Origin of the sequence: Aeromicrobium sp. JJY06 (genome assembly GCF_044069275.1) — a bacterium.
In the GTDB taxonomy this organism is placed as follows: domain Bacteria; phylum Actinomycetota; class Actinomycetes; order Propionibacteriales; family Nocardioidaceae; genus Aeromicrobium; species Aeromicrobium tamlense.
Map to the genome: position 1 here is coordinate 676185 of NZ_JBIMRD010000001.1, position 9196 is coordinate 685380.

10 protein-coding genes are annotated in these 9196 nt (G+C 69.0%); 1 reads left to right on the forward strand and 9 read right to left on the reverse strand.

Annotated elements, in window-relative coordinates:
* Nucleotides 1–12 precede the first annotated feature (12 nt).
* The 6 genes from rplW to ACGWYL_RS03480 all read right to left on the reverse strand — a co-directional run bounded on the left by rplW (nucleotide 13) and on the right by ACGWYL_RS03480 (nucleotide 4841).
* Nucleotides 13–315, reverse strand: coding sequence for a 50S ribosomal protein L23 (gene rplW / locus ACGWYL_RS03455; protein WP_179422731.1), 303 nt, complete (start codon nucleotides 313–315; stop codon nucleotides 13–15).
* Nucleotides 315–1253 carry a 50S ribosomal protein L4 gene (gene rplD, locus ACGWYL_RS03460; RefSeq protein WP_179422729.1) on the reverse strand — a complete coding sequence of 313 codons (939 nt, stop codon included), beginning with the start codon at nucleotides 1251–1253 and terminating at the stop codon, nucleotides 315–317. Before rplD ends, rplW begins: the two co-directional genes overlap by 1 nt.
* A 5-nt stretch (nucleotides 1254–1258) precedes the next feature.
* On the reverse strand, nucleotides 1259–1909 hold the full coding sequence (gene rplC / locus ACGWYL_RS03465; protein ID WP_179422727.1) for a 50S ribosomal protein L3: 651 nt from the start codon (nucleotides 1907–1909) through the stop codon (nucleotides 1259–1261).
* A gap of 16 nt (nucleotides 1910–1925) precedes the next feature.
* A complete protein-coding gene (gene rpsJ / locus ACGWYL_RS03470) occupies nucleotides 1926–2234 on the reverse strand; it encodes a 30S ribosomal protein S10 (protein WP_078699131.1) in 309 nt (102 codons plus the stop codon).
* Nucleotides 2235–2583: 349 nt separating this feature from the next.
* The gene (locus ACGWYL_RS03475; protein ID WP_395486442.1) at nucleotides 2584–3849 is read right to left on the reverse strand and encodes an MFS transporter; all 1266 of its coding nucleotides are present in this window, start codon (nucleotides 3847–3849) and stop codon (nucleotides 2584–2586) included.
* Nucleotides 3846–4841 (reverse strand): EamA family transporter, encoded by a 996-nt coding sequence (locus tag ACGWYL_RS03480; protein WP_395486443.1) that lies wholly within the window; start codon nucleotides 4839–4841, stop codon nucleotides 3846–3848. Before ACGWYL_RS03480 ends, ACGWYL_RS03475 begins: the two co-directional genes overlap by 4 nt.
* A 210-nt stretch (nucleotides 4842–5051) precedes the next feature.
* Between ACGWYL_RS03480 and ACGWYL_RS03485 the strand changes: the two genes are divergently transcribed.
* Entirely contained in the window at nucleotides 5052–6278 is a 1227-nt protein-coding gene (locus ACGWYL_RS03485; protein WP_395486444.1) for a flavin monoamine oxidase family protein, read from the forward strand.
* Between the two features lie 75 nt (nucleotides 6279–6353).
* Here the strand turns inward: ACGWYL_RS03485 and ACGWYL_RS03490 are convergent, their stop codons facing one another.
* Genes ACGWYL_RS03490 through ACGWYL_RS03500 form a run of 3 tightly spaced genes read right to left on the reverse strand, consistent with a single transcriptional unit; the run spans nucleotide 6354 to nucleotide 9191 of the window.
* Nucleotides 6354–7481 (reverse strand): ABC transporter ATP-binding protein, encoded by a 1128-nt coding sequence (locus ACGWYL_RS03490; protein WP_395486445.1) that lies wholly within the window; start codon nucleotides 7479–7481, stop codon nucleotides 6354–6356.
* Nucleotides 7465–8271 carry an ABC transporter permease gene (locus ACGWYL_RS03495; RefSeq protein WP_395486446.1) on the reverse strand — a complete coding sequence of 269 codons (807 nt, stop codon included), beginning with the start codon at nucleotides 8269–8271 and terminating at the stop codon, nucleotides 7465–7467. Before ACGWYL_RS03495 ends, ACGWYL_RS03490 begins: the two co-directional genes overlap by 17 nt.
* Nucleotides 8268–9191 carry an ABC transporter permease gene (locus ACGWYL_RS03500; protein WP_395486447.1) on the reverse strand — a complete coding sequence of 308 codons (924 nt, stop codon included), beginning with the start codon at nucleotides 9189–9191 and terminating at the stop codon, nucleotides 8268–8270. The genes ACGWYL_RS03495 and ACGWYL_RS03500 overlap by 4 nt, the downstream gene beginning before the upstream one ends.
* Nucleotides 9192–9196 lie beyond the last annotated feature (5 nt).

Genomic DNA, 9196 nt, shown 5'->3' on the forward strand with positions numbered 1-9196 from the left:
TCAGTCAGTCCTTCAGCTCGGGCTCGAGAAGATGTCGATGCTCTGACCCGCGGCCACACTGACGACGGCGCGCTTGGTGTCCTTGCGCTTGCCGGTGCCGGTGCGGGTGCGACGGGCCTTGCCCTTGCGGTTGATCGTGTTCACGCCGGTGACCTTGACCCCGAAGATCTCCTCGACGGCGATCTTGATCTGGGTCTTGTTGGCGTCCGGGTGGACCAGGAACGTGTACTTGTTGTCGTCGAGCAGGCCGTAGCTCTTCTCGCTGACCACGGGGGCGATCAGGACGTCCCGTGCGAAGGTTCCGTGGTTGGACATCAGTTCTCCTCCTGGGCGGTGAACCCGGCGGCCTCAGCGGTCTCGGCGCTGTCGAACCAGACCGTGGCCTCCGTGTCGTCGTACGCGGCGGCGCCGGGAGCGACGAAGGTCTTGTCGGCCTCGACGGCCTTGACCTCGTGGCCCTTGGGCGCGTTGCCGCTGGCGAGCGGAGCCTTCGAGCCCGGACCGTACGGCTGGGTCTTCGTGGCGTTCGCCTTGACGTCCTCGTCGGCGACCTCGGCCTTGGCCTCGGTCTTCGGGGCGGCCTTCTTGGCCGGCTTCGCGGCGGGGGCGTCGGCCTCGACGACCGCCTGGCTCAGCTTGACCGTGTCGGTGCCCTCGGCCGAGCGCGCCGCCACGAAGGCGTCGAACGCGGCCTTCGTGAAGATCACGTCGTCGGCCAGCAGCACGTCGTACGTGTTGAGCTGGTCGAAGGACAGCGTCGCGATGAACGCGGCGTTGCGCAGGCTCTTGACCGTCAGCGCGTCGTCGCGATCGACGACCACGAGGACGCGGGCGCGGCCCGTGAGCTCGCGGACGGCGGCCAGCGCGACCTTGGTGGACGGCGCGTCACCGGAGACGAACGACTCGATGACGTGCAGGCGACCGCTGCGCGCCCGGTCGGTGAGGGCACCGCGCAGGGCGGCGGCCTTCATCTTCTTGGGCGTGCGCTGGTCGTACGAGCGCGGCGTGGGGCCGTGCACGATGCCACCACCGGCGTACTGGGGAGCGCGGATCGAGCCCTGACGAGCGCGGCCGGTGCCCTTCTGGCGGTACGGCTTCTTGCCGCCGCCGCGGACCTCGCCGCGCGACTTGACGTCGTGCGTGCCCTGGCGGGCGGCGGCGAGCTGTGCGGTGACGACCTGGTGCATCAGCGGAATGCTGACGCGGGCGTCGAAGATGTCGACGGGCAGGTCGACGTCGATGGTCTGTGCCATGTCGGTCAGGCTCCCTTCGCGGCGGAGCGGATGACGACGAGGGCGCCCTTGGCTCCGGGCACGGCGCCCTTGACCAGGATCAGGCCGCGCTCGGTGTCGATCGCGTGGACGGTGAGGTTCTGGGTAGTGACCGTGTCGGTACCCATGTGGCCGGCCATGCGCAGGCCCTTGAACACGCGACCGGGGGTGGCGCAGCCGCCGATGGACCCGGGCTTGCGGTGGTTGCGGTGCGCGCCGTGCGAGGCGGAGACGCCGGCGAAGCCGTGACGCTTCATGACGCCGGCGAAGCCCTTGCCCTTGCTGGTGGCGGTCACGTCGACCTTGTCACCGGCGGCGAAGATCTCGGGCGAGATCTCCTGGCCGAGGGTGTAGTCGGCGACGGCCTCGGTGCGGATCTCCACGACGTGGCGGCGCGGCGTGACGCCGGCCTTCGCGAAGTGACCGGCCTGCGGCTTGTTCAGCTTGCGGCCGTCGGTCTCGCCGAAGCCGAGCTGGACGGCGCTGTAGCCGTCGTTCTCGCGGGTGCGGATCTGGGTGACGATGTTGGTGGAGGCCTCGAGGACGGTGACCGGGATGACCCGGTTGTTCTCGTCCCAGACCTGCGTCATCCCGAGCTTGCGACCGAGGAGGCCGCGCGCGGTGAGTGTGCTGCTCATGGTGTGCGTCCCTCCCTCAGAGCTTGATCTCGATGTCGACGCCGGCCGGCAGGTCGAGTCGCATGAGCGAGTCGACGGTCTTGGGCGTCGGGTCGATGATGTCGATGAGCCGCTTGTGGGTGCGCATCTCGAAGTGCTCGCGGCTGTCCTTGTACTTGTGCGGCGAACGGATGACGCAGTACACGTTCTTCTCCGTCGGCAGCGGCACGGGGCCGGCAACCTTGGCGCCGGTGCGGGTCACGGTGTCGACGATCTTCTTCGCCGAGGAGTCAATGACCTCGTGGTCGTAGGCCTTGAGCCGGATACGGATCTTCTGTCCCGCCATGCTCTCGCTCGTCCTTTACGTTCGTCTTCGCCAGCCCCCGGGTTCGGGGTAGGCATGCCCCCCGTCTCCGTACCCCGAGGTCGGGCGTGTCGCGAGCGCTGACGCGCACAAGGAAACGCACACTTCTCGAGTTAGGTGGTTGGACCGGCTCCGCCCCGCTGCTGCGGTGCGACTGGCCGGACAACATGGTCTCGGGCTCGGCGCGAGCGTTGAGCTGGGCGTGAGTTCCCAACCGCTGGCGCCACCGCGAACATGCCGGGGCAACCTGACCATTCTGACAGACTTCGCCCGACGAACACAAATCGGGTCCGTCGCGCCCGATGTGCGTTCGGCCACGCCGGGTCGCGACTCACCGATGGTGGCGGATTCGCTCCTCCTGGAAGGGCACGAGCAGCCACCTCGCGACGGCTGACGCCGCCATGAGGCCAGCGCAGGCCCACCACAGCGCCTGCGGGCCGGCCCACTCCAGCAGGATTCCGCTCAGGAGCGGGCCGACGAGGAACGCCAGGGCCGAAGTCAGGCCGAACACGCCGAGATACCGCCCACGAAAGCGCACCGTGGCGAAACGGCTCGTGATCCACGCCGCCGTCGGCATGTTGATCAGCTCTCCCGCGGTCCAGACCGTGACGCCGACGGCCAGGATCCACCAGGCGTCCGCGAACGGGTAGATCGCGTACCCGAGCGCCATGAGAGCCGACGCCACGACCAGAGTCGTGGAAGCGCGGTACTGCAGGACGCGGGTGCTCACGGGCATCTGGAAGAGGATGAGGATCACGCCGTTGAGCGTCAGCAGCCACGCGAACTGGCTCGTCGAGTAGCCCTCCTTCGCCATGAAGATCGGCAGGCTCAGGGTGTTCTGCATGAGCACGACCATGAACACGAGGTTCAGCGCGACGAACGCCATGAACGTCCGGTCGGCGAAGACCGGCCCCAGTCCCCTCCCGGGCAGCGTCCCGGGCGTCTGCGCGCGAGGCCGGCGGTCCGAGGGGACGCTCACGGCCACCAGCAGGCAGACCACGAGGAGCGCGACCGCCTCGACCGCGAGCATCGCGGCGTATGAGAGCTCGATCAAGAGGGCGGCGACCTGCGGCGCGACGATGAATCCCGAGTTGATCGCGACGAAGTTCAACGAGTACGCGCGGTGCCGCTGGCTCGCGTCCACGACGTCGGCGATGAAGGTCTCGAAGACCGGCTTGGCCGCGAAGCTGGCCAGACCGAGCCCGAACAGCACCACCAGCAGCCCCGGCCCGGGTCGGGCAACGGCCAACAAGGCGGTGAGCACGGCGCTGCAGCCCAGGCTGCCCAGCAGGGCCGGCCGGCGGCCGACCGCATCGGCGACTGCTCCCCCGGCCAGGACCGAGAGGACGCCACCCAGGCCGAACACGGCCAGGTGGATGCCCATGCTGGACGGGGACAGCCCCATCTCGACGGTCAGGAACAGCGACAGGAAGATCATCGTGAAGCGCGCGGCCCAGTAGAGGAAGTGACTGAACCACAGCCACCAGAAGGTGGCCGGGAGCCGTTCGGGCCGCGACCCAGCCCTGCGCCGCCCGCGTCGTCCCCGCCGCCGCGCGGCATTGCGGGCACGGTCCTCGGCGTCGCGTGCGGCCGTCACCGCGGAGGCCCCAGCGAGACGGGAGGGCCGACCGGCTGCCGCCGGCGACGCGGGAGGGCCGCGGCCTCGGCGATCACGATCCCACCCAGGGCCAGCGCCACCCCGGCCAGCTGGATCGTCGAGAGAACCTCGGCCAGGACGAGCCACGCGACGGCGATCGAGATGACCGGCTCGGTGACTCCCAGGATCCCCGCGCGCGCCGAGCCGACGAGGCGCACGCCGAACACCATCAGCGCGGACGTCAGGGCGCCGATCAGGACCAGGCCGATCAGGACACCCAGGGTGGGCACCGCGAAGGAGCCGAAGACCTCGGGAAGTCGCGAGGTCCCGGTGAGGGCCGACCACGGCATCGTGTGAGGCGGATTGACCACGGCGAAGGCCACACCACCGAAGGCATAGCCCCACAGGATCTGCGTGAAGGGGTGGCGGGTCGCCATCCCGTGCTCGATCAGCAGGAACGATGCCGCGAAGCCGGCGCCGGAGGCCAGCGCGGCGAGCACGCCCCACACGTCGAGCTCGCCGGTGAGGCTCGGCTGTGCCGTCAGGCTGAGTCCCAGGAGGCACAGCGCGTGGCCCACCCACACCTGGCGCGGTAGCCGCGTCCCCCGCACGAAGCGGACCCAAAGAGCCACGAGCAGCGGCGCCGTGTACTGCAGCAGCAGGGCGATCCCGATCGGGATGCGCGAGATCGCGAAGAAGTAGGCGCCCGAGGTCAGAGCGATGCCGATGACGCCGTACGCCGCCACGCTCGGCCAGGCGGTCACGGGCAACGGCATGAGCCGACGCGCGGTGAAGGCCAGGACGACGGCGAACACGGTGGCGCAGCCGATCGTGCGGACGGTCACGAGGTCCAGCGAGCTCATGCCCGCGGTCAGCAGAACCTTCGCCAGCACCGAGTTGAAGGCGTTGATCGTCGACCAGGCCACGAAGATCACCGAGCCGAGGAGGGCTGCGGACCTGACCATCGCCGCCTGCTGAGTGCTCACCGCCATCGGTCGCGTCCGCCTGCCATGGCCCCATGCTCGCCACGGCGACGGGACCCCTGCGCTGTACGTTCTGGCGGGCCCACCGCCTGCTCCACTCCTCAGGAGGGAACGAGGCGGTTCCGGGTGTCCACTTCGTACAGGCGGGCGGCGGCCACCCGACTCCTAGCGTCGACAGCACCATCGACGTGAGGAGCACCACATGAGAGCGAGAACCGCATGACCACAGCGATCGTCATCGGCGGAGGAAGCGCCGGGATGTCCGCGGCGCGCCGGCTGTCCCAGAGCGGAGTCGGCGTCACCGTCGTCGAGGCGCGACCCCGACTGGGCGGGCGCACCTGGTCCGAGACCATGGTCGACGGCACCATCGTCGAGCGCGGCGGGGAGTACTTCTCCTCGACGCAGCTCGAGGTGCACGCGCTGGTCGAGGAGCTGGGCCTCTCGTGGGTCAGCCAGGGCTTCAGCCCGGACGTCCGGCCCACGATCCATCCCGACGACCCCAGCCTCGACGAGCTCGAGAAGGGTGCCGACCAGATCGCCGACCACTGGGCGAGCCTGGGCGACGTGCACGAGTCGGTGAGCATCAAGCAGGTCATCGACGCGGCCCCCGTCGATGCGCGCGTCGCCGAGATCGTCGCGGCCCGCCTCTCCAGCGGCATGGCCGCCAGCGTGGCGCGCGTGTCCGCCAAGTGGGTCAGCGGCGGCTCGGACCGCCCGCGCGTCAACCACGAGATCAGTAAGCGTATCCGTGAGGGCAACCAGAGCCTGTCCGAGCGCATGGCCGAGGAGCTGGGCTACGAGCACATCCTGCGGCGGTGGCCCGTCGCGTCGGTCACGCACGAGGGGCAGCGGTACGTGGTGACGAACGTGCGGGGTGAGCAGTTGAAGGCCGACCTCGTCGTGGTGGCCGTCCCCGCCAGCATCGCCTCCCGGATCGAGATCGAGGGCCTCGACCCGCGCACCACCCGCGCGATCGACCGGATCGGCTTCGGACAGGCGACCAAGCTCCACCTGGTCGTGCTCGACGGCGGACGACCGGGCATGCTCCAGGAGGTGTCGACTCCGTTCTCGACCTGGGCCACGGCGGGCGTTGACTCCGACCAGGCGGCTTTCGTCACCGGGTTCGGTTCCACGCACGAGACGCAGACCAAGCTCGCGGTCGAGCACGGACCGTCGGTGTTCCGGCCCCAGCTGGAGGCCCAGTGGCCCGGGTACCGCTTCGGCGACTATGCCCTCCTCACCTACTGGGGCGGAGACCCGTGGGCCCGCGGCGCCTATAGCTACCGCCCGCTCGGCTGGACCGAGGAGGATCAGGAGTACCTCGCCAGGCCCAGCGGACGCATCTTCTTCGCGGGCGAGCACACCGCCGGCGAGAACGCCAGCGGGATCAACGGAGCCATCCGCAGCGGCTACCGGGCGGCACAGGAGGCCTTGGCTTCCCTCTAGGCCCACTGCGCGCCCCGTAAGAAGGAGGTGTCCCATCCGTGCGCTGCTCGGATGGGACACCTCGTTCGTGGCCGGTTAGGTCATCGTGCGCTCCGCCTCGACATCGTCCTCGAGCAGGACACCGTCGGACGGGGCCCAGTGGGCGACGACGCGGTCCCCGTGCTCAACGTCGAGGCTGGACGCGGTCGCCATGCGAACCATGCCACCAGAGCCGTCCGCAAACTCCACGGAGTACCGCCGCGCCGGGCCGAGAAAGATGGTCTCCTTCACCACGGCGTCGACGACGTTGTGCCCGCTGGGTACGTCGTCTTCGCTGCACGCCAGCCGTAGACACTCCGGCCTGATCAGCACCACGCCCTGCTTCCCCTCGGCAAGACGTCCGTCGACGACGAGCCCGCGCCCGGCGAAGTTGAGTTCACTGCCCCCGCCGTGCTGCTTCAGGTCGCCGCGCAGGAGCGTGGACTCGCCGATGAAGCGGCCCACGAAGAGGGTGCGCGGACGCTGGTACAGCTCGTCGCCCGTGCCGACCTGCTCGATTCGGCCGTTGTTGAACACGGCCACGCGGTCCGACAGGACCAACGCCTCCTCCTGGTCGTGCGTCACGTAGACGAAGGTGCTCCCGAGCTCACGGTGGATCCGCTTCAACTCGAGGTGGAGCCAGTCGCGCAGCTTGCGGTCGAGCGCACCCAGCGGCTCGTCCATCAACAGGACCGAGGGACTGAAGACGACGGCCCGAGCCAGGGCCACGCGCTGCTGCTGCCCGCCCGAGAGCTCCTTGGGATAGCGGCGGCCGTACCCCTCGAGGCGCACCGTCTCCAGCACGGCGGCGATCATCTTGTCGCGTTGCGCCTGGGGGATCTTGCGCTGGCGCAGGGGGAACTCGATGTTCTCCTTGACCGTCATGTGCGGGAACAGGGAGTAGTGCTGGAACACGACTCCGACCCCGCGCTTGTGCGCCGGGGTGCGCATCATCGGCTTGCCGTCGACGAGGATCTCGCCCTCGGTGACCTCGTCGAACCCCGCGATGAGATTCAACGTCGTGGTCTTGCCCGAGCCGCTGGGCCCGAGCAGGCTCACGAACTCCCCGGGCTCGACGTTCAGGTCGATGTGGTCGACCGCGGCCGCATCTCCGTACAGCTTGGTCAGACCCCGCAGGTCGATCCTGGCGCCGGTCTTCGTGGCGAACTCACTGGTCGTCGGCATGACGCCTCCTGTTCTTGTTCGTGAGCAGGACGCCCACGACGATCATGAAACTGGTGATGCACAGGATCAGGGTCGACGCCGCTGCCACCGTGGGATCGGTGTCACGTGTGACGCTGGTGAACATCTTGACGGGCAGGGTCCGCAGGTACGGACTCTGGATGAACAGCGCGAGGATCACCTCGTCGAACGAGGCGATGAACGCGAAGAGGAAGCCCGAGATCACGCCGGGCATGATCGACGGAAGGGTGACCCGCAGGAACGTGGTCCACGGATTGGCTCCCAGGCTGGCCGAGGCCGCGAGCAGCGAGTTGTCGAAGGACGCCAGGCTCGCGCCGACCGCCACCACGACGAACGGCAGGGCCATCACGGTGTGCGCCAGGACGAAGCCCAGGAACGTGCCGGTCAGGCCGATCCGCAGGAACACGGCGTAGACGCCGACCGCCAGGACGATGCCCGGGACGATCATCGGCGCCATGAGCAGGCCCTGCAGCGGCGTGTTCGAGCGGGCGCCGGCGCGCCGGTGCAGGGCCACGGCGGCTGCCGTGCCGATGACCGTCGCGACGACGGCGACGACGGCCGCGATCCGGAACGAGTTCACCAACGACCCGACCCAGGTGGGGTTCGTGAAGAAGTTCTCGTACCACCGCGTGGACCAGCCGGTCACCGGGAAGACCAGCGAGGCCTTGTCGGTGAACGAGATCGGGATGACGATCAGGGTCGGGGCGACCAGCCAGACCGCGACGAGGATCGAGAACGCGGCCAGCAGCCGGTGCGTGGTCTTGCTGATCATCGGGAACCTCCCTGGAGCGGCGACTTGGCCTTGAACAGCAGCGCGCCCGCGGCGAGGATCGCGAGCGTGACCACCAGCAGCACCACGCCCATCGCGGCACCGTGGCCCCATGCGAGCTGCTCGTTGATCTGCAGGTAGATCTCACCGGAGATCAGGGTGTTCTTGTTCGAGCCGACCATCGCGGGCGTGATGTAGAAGCCCAGCGAGAGCACGAAGACCAAGATGGCGCCGGCCAGGATGCCCGGCCGGGCGAGCGGGAAGTAGACCTTCCAGAACGCCACCACGGGGCGCGCACCGAGGCTCTTGGCGGCCTGCACGAGGCGCAGGTCGATCTTGCTCATCGTGCCGAAGAGCGGCAGGACCATGAACGGGATCAGCACCTGCGACATCGCGACGATCACGCCGGCGGTCGTACGGATCAGGGTCATCTTCGGCAGCCCCGCCGTGGTCAGCACCTCGTTGACGAAGCCCTGCTCCTGCAGCAGCACCACCCAGGCGAAGTTGCGCACGATCGTGCTGGTCCAGAACGGGACCATGATCAGCAGCAGCATGATGACGGTCGTCCGGCGGGAGGCCACCGTCATGAAGAAGACGTACGGAACCCCCAGGACGACACACGCCAGGGTGACGAGCGCCGCGGTCATGAAGGTCCGGACCAGCAGGGCGATGTTGATGTCCGTGGTGAAGAACCACCTGTAGTTGTCCAGGCCGACCGTCGGATCGGTGAAGCTGCGGACGACGACCTCGAGGAGGGGGTAGCCCAGGACGGCGGCCATCAGACCCAGTGCCGGGACCAGCAGCAGCCAGGCGGTCAGCCGCTTGTTGGAGGTCACGCCGTCGACGAGGCGTTGCCATGACGAGGGCGCCGGCCCGGCGGACGTCTGTCCGCCGGGCCCGCGCTGCGCGAGTTGGGTGCTCACCTCAC